This window comes from Staphylococcus sp. KUGN1, assembly GCF_045984185.1.
GTDB classification, from domain to species: domain Bacteria; phylum Bacillota; class Bacilli; order Staphylococcales; family Staphylococcaceae; genus Staphylococcus; species Staphylococcus warneri_A.
This window is the reverse complement of sequence record NZ_JBJQIL010000003.1, coordinates 197,252-212,273: the sequence shown is the minus strand read 5'-3', so window position 1 is coordinate 212,273 and position 15,022 is coordinate 197,252. Positions and strand designations below refer to the sequence as shown.

Annotated in this window: 16 protein-coding genes; 7 read left to right on the top strand and 9 right to left on the bottom strand. The window is 32.2% G+C overall.

Features of this window, described 5'->3' with window-relative positions; translation table 11 throughout:
- Positions 1 to 168: 168 nt before the first annotated feature.
- The 3 genes from ACJQQZ_RS09535 to ACJQQZ_RS09525 all read left to right on the top strand — a co-directional run bounded on the left by ACJQQZ_RS09535 (position 169) and on the right by ACJQQZ_RS09525 (position 2,542).
- Positions 169 to 699: a pentapeptide repeat-containing protein gene (locus ACJQQZ_RS09535; protein ID WP_124228249.1), complete on the top strand. Its 531-nt coding sequence runs from the start codon at positions 169 to 171 to the stop codon at positions 697 to 699.
- A 146-nt stretch (positions 700 to 845) separates the two neighbouring features.
- A complete protein-coding gene (gene hchA / locus ACJQQZ_RS09530) occupies positions 846 to 1,724 on the top strand; it encodes a glyoxalase III HchA (RefSeq protein WP_075778224.1) in 879 nt (292 codons plus the stop codon).
- A 200-nt stretch (positions 1,725 to 1,924) separates the two neighbouring features.
- Positions 1,925 to 2,542: a LysE/ArgO family amino acid transporter gene (locus tag ACJQQZ_RS09525; RefSeq protein ID WP_124228248.1), complete on the top strand. Its 618-nt coding sequence runs from the start codon at positions 1,925 to 1,927 to the stop codon at positions 2,540 to 2,542.
- 77 nt (positions 2,543 to 2,619) lie between these two features.
- Here ACJQQZ_RS09525 and ACJQQZ_RS09520 read toward each other — a convergent pair whose 3' ends face one another.
- From ACJQQZ_RS09520 to ACJQQZ_RS09500, 5 genes are all read right to left on the bottom strand, one after another.
- Complete coding sequence (locus tag ACJQQZ_RS09520) at positions 2,620 to 3,948, bottom strand: sodium-dependent transporter (protein WP_124228247.1); 1,329 nt, start codon at positions 3,946 to 3,948, stop codon at positions 2,620 to 2,622.
- Positions 3,949 to 4,126: 178 nt separating this feature from the next.
- Positions 4,127 to 4,375 carry a hypothetical protein gene (locus ACJQQZ_RS09515; RefSeq protein WP_002451464.1) on the bottom strand — a complete coding sequence of 83 codons (249 nt, stop codon included), beginning with the start codon at positions 4,373 to 4,375 and terminating at the stop codon, positions 4,127 to 4,129.
- A gap of 27 nt (positions 4,376 to 4,402) precedes the next feature.
- Entirely contained in the window at positions 4,403 to 5,134 is a 732-nt protein-coding gene (locus tag ACJQQZ_RS09510) for an alpha/beta hydrolase (RefSeq protein ID WP_241005004.1), read from the bottom strand.
- Positions 5,135 to 5,213: 79 nt separating this feature from the next.
- Positions 5,214 to 5,903, bottom strand: a complete 690-nt coding sequence (locus ACJQQZ_RS09505; protein WP_002451466.1) for a phosphatase PAP2 family protein — start codon at positions 5,901 to 5,903, stop codon at positions 5,214 to 5,216.
- Positions 5,904 to 5,977: 74 nt separating this feature from the next.
- Complete coding sequence (locus ACJQQZ_RS09500; RefSeq protein WP_002451467.1) at positions 5,978 to 6,685, bottom strand: GNAT family N-acetyltransferase; 708 nt, start codon at positions 6,683 to 6,685, stop codon at positions 5,978 to 5,980.
- Positions 6,686 to 6,933: 248 nt separating this feature from the next.
- Here ACJQQZ_RS09500 and ACJQQZ_RS09495 point away from each other — a divergent pair, with 248 nt between their 5' ends.
- Positions 6,934 to 7,182 carry a hypothetical protein gene (locus ACJQQZ_RS09495; protein WP_171970117.1) on the top strand — a complete coding sequence of 83 codons (249 nt, stop codon included), beginning with the start codon at positions 6,934 to 6,936 and terminating at the stop codon, positions 7,180 to 7,182.
- Between the two features lie 50 nt (positions 7,183 to 7,232).
- Here the strand turns inward: ACJQQZ_RS09495 and ACJQQZ_RS09490 are convergent, their stop codons facing one another.
- The 3 genes from ACJQQZ_RS09490 to ACJQQZ_RS09480 form a co-directional block, all read right to left on the bottom strand.
- Positions 7,233 to 7,604, bottom strand: a complete 372-nt coding sequence (locus tag ACJQQZ_RS09490) for a Na-translocating system protein MpsC family protein (RefSeq protein WP_002451469.1) — start codon at positions 7,602 to 7,604, stop codon at positions 7,233 to 7,235.
- A gap of 112 nt (positions 7,605 to 7,716) precedes the next feature.
- Complete coding sequence (locus tag ACJQQZ_RS09485) at positions 7,717 to 10,290, bottom strand: DUF2309 domain-containing protein (protein WP_145506142.1); 2,574 nt, start codon at positions 10,288 to 10,290, stop codon at positions 7,717 to 7,719.
- Positions 10,291 to 10,303: 13 nt separating this feature from the next.
- The gene (locus tag ACJQQZ_RS09480; protein ID WP_142996925.1) at positions 10,304 to 11,794 is read right to left on the bottom strand and encodes an NADH dehydrogenase subunit 5; all 1,491 of its coding nucleotides are present in this window, start codon (positions 11,792 to 11,794) and stop codon (positions 10,304 to 10,306) included.
- 654 nt (positions 11,795 to 12,448) lie between these two features.
- Between ACJQQZ_RS09480 and ACJQQZ_RS09475 the strand changes: the two genes are divergently transcribed.
- Positions 12,449 to 12,517, top strand: coding sequence for a hypothetical protein (locus ACJQQZ_RS09475; protein ID WP_222422537.1), 69 nt, complete (start codon positions 12,449 to 12,451; stop codon positions 12,515 to 12,517).
- A 65-nt stretch (positions 12,518 to 12,582) separates the two neighbouring features.
- Positions 12,583 to 12,654 (top strand): hypothetical protein, encoded by a 72-nt coding sequence (locus ACJQQZ_RS09470; protein ID WP_369008234.1) that lies wholly within the window; start codon positions 12,583 to 12,585, stop codon positions 12,652 to 12,654.
- A 199-nt stretch (positions 12,655 to 12,853) separates the two neighbouring features.
- Here the strand turns inward: ACJQQZ_RS09470 and ACJQQZ_RS09465 are convergent, their stop codons facing one another.
- The gene (locus ACJQQZ_RS09465) at positions 12,854 to 13,471 is read right to left on the bottom strand and encodes a CadD family cadmium resistance transporter (RefSeq protein ID WP_124228242.1); all 618 of its coding nucleotides are present in this window, start codon (positions 13,469 to 13,471) and stop codon (positions 12,854 to 12,856) included.
- A gap of 593 nt (positions 13,472 to 14,064) precedes the next feature.
- On the opposite strand from ACJQQZ_RS09465, the gene ACJQQZ_RS09460 reads away from it, so the two are divergent.
- The gene (locus ACJQQZ_RS09460; RefSeq protein WP_080496605.1) at positions 14,065 to 14,922 is read left to right on the top strand and encodes a trypsin-like serine peptidase; all 858 of its coding nucleotides are present in this window, start codon (positions 14,065 to 14,067) and stop codon (positions 14,920 to 14,922) included.
- Positions 14,923 to 15,022 lie beyond the last annotated feature (100 nt).

Genomic DNA, 15,022 nt, shown 5'->3' with positions numbered 1-15,022 from the left:
AAGGATTGTACACAAATTTGCAATTTCATAGTTTATAACTTTTTATATTTTTTTACATCATTATTTTTAAATTCAATCAAATGTGTCATCTACTTTATTCTGTTATGATAATGATAATACCGTTCATACATTTTCATGGATAATACAAGTAAAGGAGTTCACAATAAGATGTCAAATAAAGACCTATCATTATCTGTATTCACTAAAGAAAATTATAAAAACTTGAGCCATACAGCGACTAATTTTAGAAATTCAATGTACGATGAATTAGAAGTTAATAAAGGTCGCTTTAAAAATTGTAATTTTGATGAAGGTATTTTCAAAAATATTAATGCTATTTCTAACAGTAAAGTGGTTAATAGTAGTATGAATGATTGTATTTTTGAACAAGTGAATTTTTATAAAAACCTCTTCAAAAAAATCTCTTTTGAAAATACAACATTTGATGAAACAACGATCAATAATACAACATTCCAAGATGTTGTATTCGACGGAAATACTTTTAGCGACGTTAAAATCACAGATACTGTATTTAAAAATGTTGTTTTTAAAAAGACAGAAATTAGCAATTCAACATTTGAAAATATCAAATTAAAACATTGTATCTTTGATCATGTCACATTTAAAAATTGTAGTCTTCCTAAAAACATTGAAGAAGAATTAAAAAAACAAAATGTTGTTTTCGAAAATATTCAATAGATCATTAAACCTGTGTACTTTGACTCAACCATGATGTCTAAGTACACTTTTTTATTGATGATTCAGTATGATGAATGCGTTATTGAATGTTTAAGAGACTATTTTCATGGATATAAGCATACAAACTTAGGAAAGAAGGAATATAAATGACTCAAGATTCTAGTCAATTAAGTAAAGCACCAACCCCTGACAAAGCGGAGGATAATGCATTTTTCCCTTCACCATATTCATTAAGTCAATATACAGCGCCTAAAACAGATTTTAATGGTGTTAATCATAAAAATGCTTATACTGGTGGCAAATGGAAAGTATTAATGATTGCCGCTGAAGAGCGTTATGTATTATTAGAAAACGGTAAAATGTTTTCAACAGGAAATCATCCAGTTGAAATGCTATTACCGTTACACCATTTAATGGAAGCAGGCTTCGATGTAGATGTCGCTACATTAACTGGTTACCCTGTCAAACTAGAGCACTGGGCAATGCCTACGGAAGATGAAGCAGTACAAGAAACATATAATAAGCTAAAAGAAAAATTAAAACAACCTAAAGTATTATCTGAAGTCATCAAAAATGAACTTGGCCCTGATTCAGATTATATTTCACTCTTTATCCCTGGTGGACATGCCGCTGTTGTTGGTATTTCTGAAAGTGAAGATGTTCAACAAGCTTTAGATTGGGCATTAGATTATGATAAATTTGTTATCACATTATGTCACGGCCCGGCAGCATTATTATCTGCTGGATTAAATAGAGAAAAATCTCCATTTGAAGGATATTCTGTATGTGTCTTCCCAGATGCATTAGATGAAGGCGCAAATATCGATATCGGTTATTTACCTGGTAAACTTAAATGGTTAGTCGCTGATTTATTGACTAAACAAGGACTTCAAGTTGTAAATAAAGAAATGAGTGGCCAAACTCATCAAGATCGTAAATTATTAACTGGCGATAGCCCACTGGCTTCTAATAAACTTGGACTTCTTGCAGCGGATGCATTAGTAGAAGCCGTCCAACAATCATAAGTAAAATCATATTTAATCGATATATTTTCATGCCCTAGATACATTCGTAATGATGTATCTAGGGCTTTTTAAAATGGCTAAATAATTCAATGTTGAAAATTATATATTGCTTTTGTATAATATTTTTAAATATTCTGATATTTGTTTCTGAATTTATCATTTTACTTAATTTCAAGTCAAAAGTGAGAGAGGTATTTTTTATGCAACCGATCATTCACGGTTTCTTATTAGCACTAGGTCTGATTCTACCTTTAGGTGCTCAAAATGTATTTGTATTTAATCAAGGTGCAAATCAAAAGAAATTAACTAAAGCATTACCAGTGATCGTCACAGCTGGCTTATGTGATACTACTTTAATTGTGTTAGCTATTTTAGGCGTATCCTTAATCTTAATGTCTCTTCCTATTTTACAGTTAGTCATTTATATCATTGGTCTCGCCTTTCTATTATATATGGCATGGTCATTATGGAATGAAAAGCCTAGTCATTTAGAACATATGGAACCCATGAGCGCAAAAAAACAAATCGGCTTCGCATTATCCGTTTCATTACTTAATCCTCACGCGATAATGGATACGATTGGTGTAATTGGAACAAGTGCGTCTATGTATCATGGCACCGAAAAGATATTATTTGCTGGCGCTACTATGTTAGTATCTTGGATTTGGTTTATCCTATTAGCGATACTCGGTAAAATGATAGGTTCGGTCGATAAAACAGGAAAATATATTATTATTCTAAATAAAGTTTCAAGTGTTATCGTACTCATCGTAAGTTGTATAATCATCAAAAATATCTGGCATATTTTAGCCAATTAATACAAATAGGGCTTATCGAAATTTAAATTTCGATAAGCCCTATGGCATTTATAATGATGTTGTTCTCATCGTATAAATTAAAATAATTGAACAATAAATACTAAAATAATGACTACTGGCATTACAAATTTAATTAAATAATACCATGGTAAAAACAATTTAAATTTGTCTCTTCCAAAGCTTTCTTGTAGCAGCTGTTTATCCAACAATTGTCCTACTACTAATGTTGTGCCAAGTGCCCCTAAAGGCATTAATATATTCGAAACGACAAAATCCATATTATCGAATATTGTACCTGCGCCAAATTTAACGCCACTCAAACTTCCAAATGATAATGTCGCTGGAATACTAATTAAAAAGACCAGTATACTTGCGATCAATGCGACAGGTTGACGTTTCGTATTATCATTTTTCGTAAAATTAGAAACGTTTAATTCTAACAGTGAAATGGATGATGTTAACGCTGCAAATAAGAATAAAATTAAAAACATCAGATAAAAGGCAATACCAAAGTGCATTTTATCAAATACAAGCGGTAGTACTTTGAATAATAATCCTGGACCTTCTTGTGGTTGATAACCAAATGTTTTCAAAGCAGGAAAAATAGCTAAGCCCGCTAAGACCGAAACTAAAATATTCATCAATACAATGGAAACCGCTGATGATTTAATAGTCATTGTCTTCGGTGCATAACTTGCGTATGTAATCATTCCAGTTGTTCCTAATGATAAGGTAAAGAATGATTGACCTAACGCAAATAAAATACCTTCAATTGAAATATCTTCCACTCTAGGTTGTAACAAGTAACGCACACCCTCTAGCGATCCGTCTAAAGATAATGATTTTACCACTACAATAATTAAAAAGATAAATAATAGTGGCATCATGATTTTGGATGCTTTTTCCAACCCTTTTTCTACACCTAACATAACAATGATCATCGTTAAGAAGATAAAAATACCCTGTCCTAAAACAGTAAGCCATGGATTACTAATCATTGCTTCAAAATTGAGTTGTGTCAGGTGAGTTGTATTTAAACTTAATATTTGCCAAATAACATTCCCCATATAAATAATAATCCATCCGCCAATGACACTATAGAAACCAAACAATATAAAAACTGCTAAATTCCCGTTCCACCCAATCACATTGAGCCACTTTTTACCTGTGAGTTTACTATAGATTTGAGTTGTATACGTTCTTCCCATTTTCCCTACTGTAAATTCCATAATTAATAATGGCAGTCCTACAAAAATGGTAAAAATTAAAAACATTAATAAAAAGGCGCCACCACCATATATACCAGCCATATAAGGAAACTTCCACATTGCTCCTAATCCAATTGCGGAACCGGCACTTGCTAATATAAACCCAGTAGAAGTTTTCCATTCTGATTGCTTACTCATATTCACTCACTTCCTTTAATGCGTTAAAGCGTTTACGTACTTAAGTAACACTTTACCATTAGTTAGTTATAAGTGCAATATTCATACAAATTGTCAGAATAATAAAAAAAGAACAGCCCATAACGTTGCCTTTCATTTAATACATTGATTAGCATCAGTTATGACTATTCTTTATATTTTAATCTTCGCTACTATAAGTAATCGTTTGGCCATCATTTACTTCTTCAATTTCTAAACTTTCAATATGATCGACATTAATATAATGTATTGAATCACCTTTTTCTAGATAAAGATAAGGTAATTCATCAAACTCATCTATAATTCTTCTAACACATTTGTCCTTATCGATGCCCTTATCAAAAGTCTTAAATTCTGTATATCTGTGGCCTGAAATCGTAATATAGGTTAATAAAAATGTTCTCGTCACAGTTGAACACCACCTTATTGCTAGTTTTTATTTTTGAGTGAAAAACTCAACGATATCTTGTTCTAATTCATCTCTTCCTTCACCGTGGGTCATTAAATGTTGATTGAGTGGAAAATCTTGAATTGATTTATTATCGCTACTAATTTGATTAAAAATATAGTGTGCACTTTCTTCATAAGCCGCTTCATCTTGTCCACCATATAAAATTCTAGCAGTCGATTTAATATCATGTAAATTTGACATAATATCATTAATAACACCTTGAAATACTTTAATTTCATCTTGATATTGGTCAATTTGGGCTAATGATTCAACACTCTCATCCTCAGACAGCCTCATTATCTGATTCATGCGTTTGCCATATTTTTCTAAGCGCCAAGCAATACCAGCTTCTGTTTTCTCGCTAGGTGCAGACATCACTACGATACGATTTAATTCAACATTTTCAGCTAATCGTAATGTAAATAATCCACCTAACGATACACCGGCTGCATTAATGACTTCGTACCCTTCTTCCTTTAAAAACTGGTACGCTTCTTGCACACATGCCCACCAATCGTTAACATCATACTTAATAAACTGTGTAACCGGTAATCCATGACCAGGATAGTTAGGTACATAACACGTGAATCCTTGTTCATTCAACGTTGTAGCAAGATGCTTTACGTCTTTAACAGTACCTGTGAATGAATGTAATAACAATATAGCTTGTTGACTTGTCCCTTTTAAATAAAGTGGACTTGGTGATTTAATATTCATCATAAAATAACTCCCCTAGTTTTAATTATCGTATATACAACGGAAACATGCCTATATATCCATTCTCATTTTACAATTATCAATGTATAACATGTTTATTCTTTTTAAACTTGATTCGTTCAAACAGTGGATAAACCATTAACCATAAAGCGATCCAGGTTAAACCTAAAGTCACTCCACCAACCACATCTGTCAGATAATGCGCATGGAAATATAATCGACAAATCAAAACGCTTATCCATAATATTAATGCAAGACCGCTCAAAATAGATTTAAAGACCGCTCTTTTAATTAAAGGCATCACCACAATCAATAAAGTGATAAAAAACAATGTACTCGCATTAGAGTGCCCACTAGGAAAAGAAAACCCTGAGTCAATGGCTAAATGATTATACGGTCTCATTCGTTCGATTGTCATTTTAATCAAAATATTAATTAATGTTCCACTTAATATTGTGCAAATAAACCATATAGCTAAACGCGGATATTTAAATAATAATATTATTGTAATGATCACTGACATCACAATGACACCACTAACATCACCAATCGTGGCACAAAATGTCATATAATAGTTCAACATGTCTCCTTCAAATTGACGTTGTGGCGTACCGAATGTAGTAGTAAACCAGTCTAGTGAATGGCTATCGACAAATTTTAAAAATGGTATATCTTGTATAACGCCGACAGCCATTAAAATAAATATCATCATACTTATGATAAATAAAGGAATCGTAAACATACCTGTTGTTGCCCGTCTATTTTTCATACTTTCTCCTTTATCTCTTTATCTTATTCAATCATTCCTTATCTCTATTTTATAAAAAACAAAAGGAAATTCGCTCAGTCTCGTGCCCTATTTATATCTTGTAATCGAATACGTTGTTGACCGGCTTCATCAAAATTATTCGGACTTAACCATTGTTCGAAACGTTCATTTAATATCGGCCATTCCTTGTCAATCATTGAGTACCATGTTGTATCCCGATTACGTCCCTTATATATTACTGCCTGTCTAAACATACCTTCGTAAGTAAACCCTAATCTCAATGCTGCCTTTCTAGAAGGTTCGTTTAAACTGTCACACTTCCATTCATATCTACGATACCCTAATTGTTCAAACACATATTTCGCTAGCAAATATTGAACTTCAGTGGCGACTTTCGTCTTTTTTAATCCATTTGAATAATGGACATTTCCAACCTCTATCTTGCCATTAATCGAATCAATATTCATTAATGATAAGTAACCTAACGCTTTTTCACGCTTATGATCAATAATAGCAAAATAATACGAGTTTACATTAGACATTAAACCTTTAATATACTCTGAAAAAATACCGTAATCATGGATTGGTTCGCTAAACAAATAAGTCCAATTCGCATCATTATCTTCATTACATAATACGTCAAACAAATCATTAATGTGTGTTTCACTTAATTTAACTAATGAACTATACCGTCCGTCTAATTGTTTAATATCCGGGAAATTCAGCGGTTCAAAATCTGTTACGGACTCACCTATTGGTTGATGATGTATATTCCTTTTCATAAACAACCATCCCTTCATTTTTGAAATCTTAATATGTATTATAACTGATTCTTTTATATTACGTACCTTATAATATTCGATTATAAAATATAAAATGAAATACTATAGCATTCTTTATTTCTAATACCTTTTGCATATAAAATATTGTATAATTGAAATAATTATAAATTTCAAATATATGACTATCACACATTAAACCTTGTACCACATACACTAATCCATTGTGCTTGATAGTAGGGAAGGCATTCATTATGAGCAAAATAATTATGATTTATCTCGCATTATTAATTACATTATTTCGCTTTTTCTTACCTATCCATCCATCATTCGAAACATTATTATTTTGGTTATTTGTCCTTTATATGATACCTATCATTTTATGTGTCATTGGTTTCAAAGGTGACAAATTAATCGCCACTATGGTTATAATTCCAAATTTATTAGGTATTATTTATCGACTATATGTCTACATTATGTATTTAATATATTTGAAATAAAAAACAGTATGACCTTTTCATTCTCGTAAGATCATACTGCTTTATAAAATTTAACCTTGGTTAATCATTTTCTCAAAATTATCTTCTAATTTAAATACAATTACTCTCTCTCCAGTAACTGTACTCAAATCACTATGAAAACTACTTACTTTGACACCAGTAATTTCATATATAAGGTCATTGAGATCATCTTGTCCTGACTCTACTAATTCAGATCTTGTGCGTTTGATATTTAACAATCCTTCACTGGTCTCACATACACGATATTCTGCAGGTGTTAATATACCTTGTAAATTGATAATGATCATATCTCTTAATATGTCTGTCTTAACCGATAATGAACCTCTACCTAAAAAATCTTTTTCCCATTGCGTGATGGCTTTACTGATTTCAGCTTCATATACACCTTTAGATTTTTTCATATAGACGACTCCTAAACATTAATTAACTATAGTTTAACATCTTATCTACTATTCGGAAATAATAGGATCATCGCTATAATCTACAATTACTTTTTAATATACCGCCTATATTTTACCAATCTTTCCAACTTTTTTTTTCATCTATGCTAGCTAGTCTCACCCATCCATGGTCCACTTTTTGTGCAAATTTCTGATTTTCATTAAGTAATCTTTGAATATGTGTGTCTGGTGCTTGAATAACAACTAATAAACGTATGGGTGAATGATAAATTTCATTATCTTGTGCCATCACTGATTGCCATGGTAAACCATACATCAAATCACTGGAGTTCCCTTGCATAACACCAAGTCCAGATGTTACAGATTGCGTTCTTTTATTACCGCTGCCATAAAAATGAGGTGCCACAGTAGATGCGTAATATTGTAAGTTAATCCATTGTGCAACAAGCGCTGGGCCTGAAATAATTGTATTCAGAATATGACCATCTTCATCTTGTGACCAATCATAATTATGCAAGAATGCACGTGCTTCTAAATTACTATTTTCAGTAATCGAACGTTTCCCAATAATAAATTCTGCATTTTTAGCCAAGCCCCATTCAGGTCTAATTTCACTCCAGTCACTTGCATATTGATATGCTTCAGCAACTGGATCTTTATGTACTTTATCTAAGTTTGGTAAATGTGCTAAACGCTCTAAATTAGACTTGTAACTCACTTGAGGCATAACTGATTCTAATAAATCAAAGGCTTGTTTTGCACTTTCAGTTAATTCTGGTACATAAATCCATTCTAATTCATCTACAGACGTTTTATGTTCGGCTGCCACAAATACAGTTTCATCTGGAATGATAATGCCATCTTCTTTAAGTGCTGTTCTGACTGATGACTGGTTACATAATATAGCTAATAACTTAGCATTGAAACCACTAGACGCACCGCCACATGCACCACATTCTAAAGAAGAATGGTATGGGTTATTATGCGATTCACTACCGTGACCGCCTAAAACGATGAGTGGTGCAAAGTCTTTGGTTAAGTCCATTAATTGTAATGCTTGCTTACTAAATTGAATTTGTTCTTCCTCTGTTAATCCGATTGGCAATTCCGAATACACGTGATGTTCACGATCAATTGATAATTTTGTCTCAGGTTTTTGAAGCCATTTCTTTGTAAAACGATGAACAAACTGTCTAGCTTGGGTAGGTATGAGTGTATTAGCAATCGTATTTATACTTAAGAATGGTCCGCTTAATTCTGGTAATAATAAACTAGGTAACACGTTATGTTTCATTAATTTAAATGTATAAAACATTGATGTAATCGTATGTTGTTGTTGTTGATAACGTTCTAGTTTATGTCGTTCTGCATATTCTTGAATTTTATATGCTGGTGGCACCATCACCGGTAAAGATTCATGCTCAAATTGAGCATCAATCACTTCTTTTTTTATAGGTAAACCAAAGAACCCAGCAATACCAATCGTTTCAAACGGTCCTTCACCTTCAAGATGGCGACGAAATGGTTCAGAACGGACATCGATACAAAATGCTAACTGCGCTTGTATCTTTTGAGACTTATTTCCAGATTGCGATTCATAAATCGTATTGACTAAGTCGCGTTCATGCGTTTCTTCCCAAGCGTTAAGCCATAAATTTTGAAAATATTGACGTTGAAATTGACGCGCAAAATTAAGATATCTTAACTTTAGTTCATCTGATAGGTTAAGCCATTCTTCTAACGATAATTCCGCATAAAATATAAACGCACAAACGAATTCAATTTCTTTATGATGATGTAACTCTGATAATTGAAATTGATCTTTAGTAGTGGTTAATAATACATATTCGATAGCTAATCTGATTGCTACATAATCTGTTAATAGCTCCCGCTCTGATTCATTTTCTTCCGCTCTGTAATACATCATCCCTGCCCATCCAGGCAAAGCCAGTAACTGACCTTCTATATAAGATTGCCTATTATCATTAGTAATATCTAACTTGGTTAATACATGATTAATTAATTCATGTGACTTTGATGGCATGTGGCGGATCAATTGTCTAGCTTCTTTAGTTAAAGCAGGGTCATGTTGTGCTAAGTGTAACCACGCTGTATAAAAGCCTTCTTCTCGTTTAGGCATCGTCCAACTCGATTGAAATTGATCTAAGTATAATTTAGACCACTTAATGATATGTACATCTACCTCATCAATTAACTTTTCATTTTTATGATTAACACGGTCCGCACTCTTAGGTCTGTGTAAATCTGTTTGCTTATTCTTTTTAATTTGATCCGGCAATGATCTCAAAATATCACGACGTATTTGATTACCTAAAAGGTGATCTGGCACACGCTTAATATGTTGAATATTATTGATATAGCGTTTTTCAAGGTCAGTTTCAATATTAATTTCCGCCGTTTGAAGTGCATCATTTAATAAAGATTCAAAAATATCTACATCGATTTCTCCATGTTCTTTAGCATCTTCTATAGCATTGTGATTAGGATAAATATCAACATCTCTGATATCTTTCAACCAAGTTGCTACTTCGTTAAAAGTTTGGTTTTCTAAACCTTCCCAAGGATTTCTTGCCGCAAAAATCGAAATCGGAGACAACGGTGTAATAACACGTTTCGCATTTGAAACAATCATTGCTATATCATTCTGTTGTTGTGAATTAACCATATTTTTCACCCTTTTATAAATACTTTTTCAAATAATTCGGATGGCTTTCAATGGATGCAGATTTAGCTTCACCCAATTTAACTAGCCATAAATACAACACAGCAAAGGTGTGTGAATTTCGATGACGTGCTACCCAAATACTTAGAATACTTCCAAATACAATGATGCCAATACTTAATATACTGCTTAGTAATGGGGGATGTGTCACACTAATATGCACTGTGTTTAATAAATAATTAAAGAAATGATGTGTCACGATATACACTAAGGCAACAATAACAATCATGCCGATACCAATTACTTTGCCCATTGCAGATTTACTAAATGCAACGAGTTGATTCCATGACACCATTAATGACCATGCTAAAATAAGTGCACTAATTAATTCATATGCGCTATGATCACTATTGAACCAGAAAGCAAATGCACTCATTATCGCTAACAATCTGCCAAGTACAATCCAACTATATGATTGCTTAGCTGTGAGTGGTGTAGGAATATTAAATCTACCCACAACAGAACCAGATTGTAAAAATAATGTAGCTTTAAATACACCGTGCAATACTAGATGTATAATAGCTGCTGAATATGCACCTAATGCACATTGCACTAACATAAAGCCCATTTGACTCATCGTCGACCCAACAAGTTGACGTTTGTAGTCAACATGAACAAGGCTTATCCCTGAACCTAACAATACAGACACACTCGCGATGAATAACAACACTGTAATCGCGATTGGGTTGTCAAATACTGGAGAGAAGCGTGTTAATATAATACCCCCAGCGTTTACAATACCTGCATGCATAATTGCTGATACAGGTGTAGGCGCCGCAACAGATTCTATCAACCAACTTTGGAAGGGAAATTGAGCCGCTGGGATAATCACAGCAAGCACAATAAATAAATCAATAATCAATTTCATACCAAAAGACAGGTGACTATAATCAACAGCTACTGCGTCGATATACCAATGACCAGTTGAAACAAATAACAATAGCACGGCAATCACTAGTGATAACCATCCAACGATAAACAGTTTAGCTGAAATTTTCGCCGCTTCATGCGGCACTTTCCAGAATCGATTGACCCTGATTAATAAAGTCAGACACAACAACGTTGCACCCCAACTTAAAACCATTAGTCTTAGATCCCCACTTAACCAAGCGACAGACGCAAATACAGTAATGAGTGTAAACAGCGGAAAGTATTGTCGATAGTTTTTATCACCAAGCAAATAACGTACACAAAACTTTTGTATAATAAACCCTAATATTAAAATAAAACTTCCCATTAACCACGCTAATTTATCTAACGTAAAAGGTCCGATGATTATTGGATTATTTACTGTAAATAATCCAATTAGGCCTACTATGATTGGTAAAACAATAATATACATATGTATCTTGATATATTGCGTAGGAATCGAAGCAGATAAAAATATTAATCCGCTAATCATTGCTAGCAACAGTGTAATAAGAAACAAAATTAAGAGTACACTCATACTGACTCTAGATACCTCCTTGATAAAGATTCGATCATTTAAATTTATGTATAATAAAAAGCCTACAATAGTCACTTCCCCAATTTTTACAAATGAGAAACTTGCTACTGTAGGCTTCATTTTAACTTGAAATATTATCATTAAGATTTCAACATTCAATACTAAAGCATACATTCTCTATCTAAAAAGTATGTATCTTAATGTACTATCTATGTTAAAATCCTTCATTTACTTGATTGATTCTATTTCCATTTAAAAAGCTACCTGCTTATCAATATATCCGTTCAAACGTTAATTACTCCTTGTCTTTCGACATACACTTAAAAAATAATTAGCATACATCGCTAGCTAAGGCTTAATTTTACTTTTGAGCATAACAATATAAATATAGTTGATTCTATTTATTATGTCAAACTTCATACAAATCAAGAGACTTTTCTCTAAAAAAGTCATTATATTACAACTTTAAAACAACTTTGTAAAGTGAATGTAAACGATTCCAACACAGTACACACTTAGGCATGAAAGACTGTACTGTTTTCATTTAAACGAACCACTTATGACCTCTAACATACGAGTTAGGAAATTTCACCATATCTACTGAATATCCTCGTTACAATGTAATTAACAAATCAATCGAGGGAGGTAATTATCATGGGAATCATTTCAGGTATTATTTCTTTAGTTAAAACAATCATCGACCTTGTTAAAGGTAGCAAATAATTCACCTTATTACTTGCTACACAAACCTAGATTTCACTAAAAATTTGAATTGGAGGGATATTATCATGGGAATCATTTCAGGTATCATTTCTTTAGTTAAAACAATCATCGACCTTGTTAAAGGCAACAAACAATAAGATTACTTCAAAACTTGTACAAACCCAAAATAAACTACAATTGATAGAAATGGAGGACTAAATCATGGAAATCGTAACAAGCATCATTTCAATCATCAAAACAATCCTTGGTTTCTTCAAATAATAAATCATGATACATAAAAGAGGTGGGACTTATTCCCACCTCTTTTATTTTTGGCCGAGAGCATCTATTGCATAGTTAAAATATAAAATGAAATAGTGTAGTTAGCGTATCATTTTCAACTATAATAAAGATTCCGAGAGCTATATAAACAACTGCCATAATCCAACGATTAAATTTTTCAACGATTTCTCCAATATCCTTAATATCGGCTAACCGTTGTGCTGTATAAATAAGTACAAAAATAAGAATCACGAATACAATGAGCGTCACAATAAGCTGACTGAAATTTAAAGACACAAAGTAAGGTACAAACAAACCAATATTATCTGCACCACAACTTGCTATCGTCACCAGAGCAACAATCCCCACTAATTTTGACAAACCCTTATCATTTAAAGCATCTTTTGCTCTTTTTTCTCCTTCACAATCATCAAAAATAGCAACTTTAATGCCCAAATAAACGGGTATTAAACCTAATAATCCAAGCATCCATTTTTCAGGAACATAGTGTAATACAAAAGCAAAAAATAAACTAATAATAATTAACGTCATCGATCCTAAAAATTGGCCTATATAAATATCTCGATATTCCTTTTTAGTATGTGCTCTAGCGAAATAAATTAATAAAATGACTAACAAATCTATGGCAGTTGCCGTGTATAAAACTATCGCTGTAAATATAATTGAAAGCATCCATATCACACTCCATCTATACATAGCTATTGTACATCATCTCTGTTTATTTTTTTAAAATCTATGATAGATGATATAAAAAAAGAGATTAGAACAAAAAGAAACGCCCCACTTTATAAGAAAAATGTGACATCTCGATATCAGGATTTCCCCCGATTAGCTCACAATACGTCAAATTTTTAGAAGCATCTAGTTTAAATGTAACGTTTAACACATCGTTAAGGTCTAATGAAACCTTGAGGAGCTTTATTCTAACCTCTCATTGGATAAAATGATTTTTCTTTATAATAAAAATTATCATATCTATATAAGAAAAGATATAGATATTTCGTGAAATTATTTGGTAACACCATATTTTTGATATATAAACATGTAGATGGGCACTATAGTTGAAAGGATTAATATTTGAACCTTTATCCTAAAATTAACAAATAATCATTTTATTAATATCATTAAATAATTATAAAAAGATTTGCTTTTTCTATTGTAATACAACTTATTTCGCATATAATTGGGGATAACAAAGTTTAAAAATGGATAAACACATATTTTAAATGATTTCATACTAACCAATCACAAAGGGGATTTATATTTTGCCATATTTCAAACCAATTAAAACAATGATTTGTAGTACATTAATCGCTTCACTTGCAATGTCTACAACAGCCACACTGTCAAACCAGGCACATGCAGATACAGATTATTACTATCGTGATGGATTAAATTATCCTTCAGATCAACAAGCATATCAAAAAGCTAAAAAAATTAGTAAAAGTTCGATTAGCATTCAACATTATACGAAAGCGAATCAAAATAATTTAAAAGCCATTGGTCGTGTATCTAACATGAACGGTCATAAAGGGAAAGGTAAGGATTCGATGGGAACAGGCACTGTAATTGGTGATCATACTTTAATTACCAATGCACATGTCATCGATGATAAAAATGGAAAAGCTGCTTCCGCTAAATATATTACTTTCGCAATGAATCGTGATGGCAAGCATATCCCATACAAATTCCATGCATCTAATGTTAAAAAACTACCGCATTATGATATTGCTATTGTACATACTAAAGAAAAAATGTCTAAATATGCTAAGCCTATTCGTATCGCATCAGATAAAGAAATCAATAGTCTAAAATTTAATACACCACTTTATTCACTAGGCTACCCTTGGCAAAATGGTGATAATACGAAAGCCTATTACAGTCAATTAAGATTCACACAATTTTCAGCCAATGGTACTGAAATAATGACTAAAGATATCTTTAGAGCAGGTGCCTCAGGTTCTCCAATGTTAGATAGTAAATATTCAAAAATTTATGGTCTACGTACTTATGGTTATAATTTATGGAACAATTCTACTGACAAATATGCCAAACAAGAGATGGCTGGCGGTGAATCTTTTAAAGGTAAAGCAGGTCAATTTGTAAAAGATAATATTAAATAATATCAAAAGGTACGCAAATCACTACAATTATCATTTAAAGTAGTATCATTGCGTACCTTTATTTTTATATGTTTTTTTCACGTGAAACTTTTTGATTCAT

Coding starts and splice junctions, on each gene's coding strand:
- ACJQQZ_RS09485 (WP_145506142.1), bottom strand. CDS start 10,290: ATGGTTAATTCACAACAACAGAATGATATAGCAATGATTGTTTCAAAT.
- ACJQQZ_RS09480 (WP_142996925.1), bottom strand. CDS start 11,794: ATGAGTGTACTCTTAATTTTGTTTCTTATTACACTGTTGCTAGCAATG.
- ACJQQZ_RS09510 (WP_241005004.1), bottom strand. CDS start 5,134: ATGAATATTAAATCACCAAGTCCACTTTATTTAAAAGGGACAAGTCAA.
- ACJQQZ_RS09465 (WP_124228242.1), bottom strand. CDS start 13,471: ATGCTTTCAATTATATTTACAGCGATAGTTTTATACACGGCAACTGCC.
- ACJQQZ_RS09490 (WP_002451469.1), bottom strand. CDS start 7,604: ATGAAAAAATCTAAAGGTGTATATGAAGCTGAAATCAGTAAAGCCATC.
- ACJQQZ_RS09500 (WP_002451467.1), bottom strand. CDS start 6,685: ATGAAAAGGAATATACATCATCAACCAATAGGTGAGTCCGTAACAGAT.
- ACJQQZ_RS09525 (WP_124228248.1), top strand. CDS start 1,925: ATGCAACCGATCATTCACGGTTTCTTATTAGCACTAGGTCTGATTCTA.
- hchA (WP_075778224.1), top strand. CDS start 846: ATGACTCAAGATTCTAGTCAATTAAGTAAAGCACCAACCCCTGACAAA.
- ACJQQZ_RS09535 (WP_124228249.1), top strand. CDS start 169: ATGTCAAATAAAGACCTATCATTATCTGTATTCACTAAAGAAAATTAT.
- ACJQQZ_RS09520 (WP_124228247.1), bottom strand. CDS start 3,948: ATGAGTAAGCAATCAGAATGGAAAACTTCTACTGGGTTTATATTAGCA.
- ACJQQZ_RS09505 (WP_002451466.1), bottom strand. CDS start 5,903: ATGAAAAATAGACGGGCAACAACAGGTATGTTTACGATTCCTTTATTT.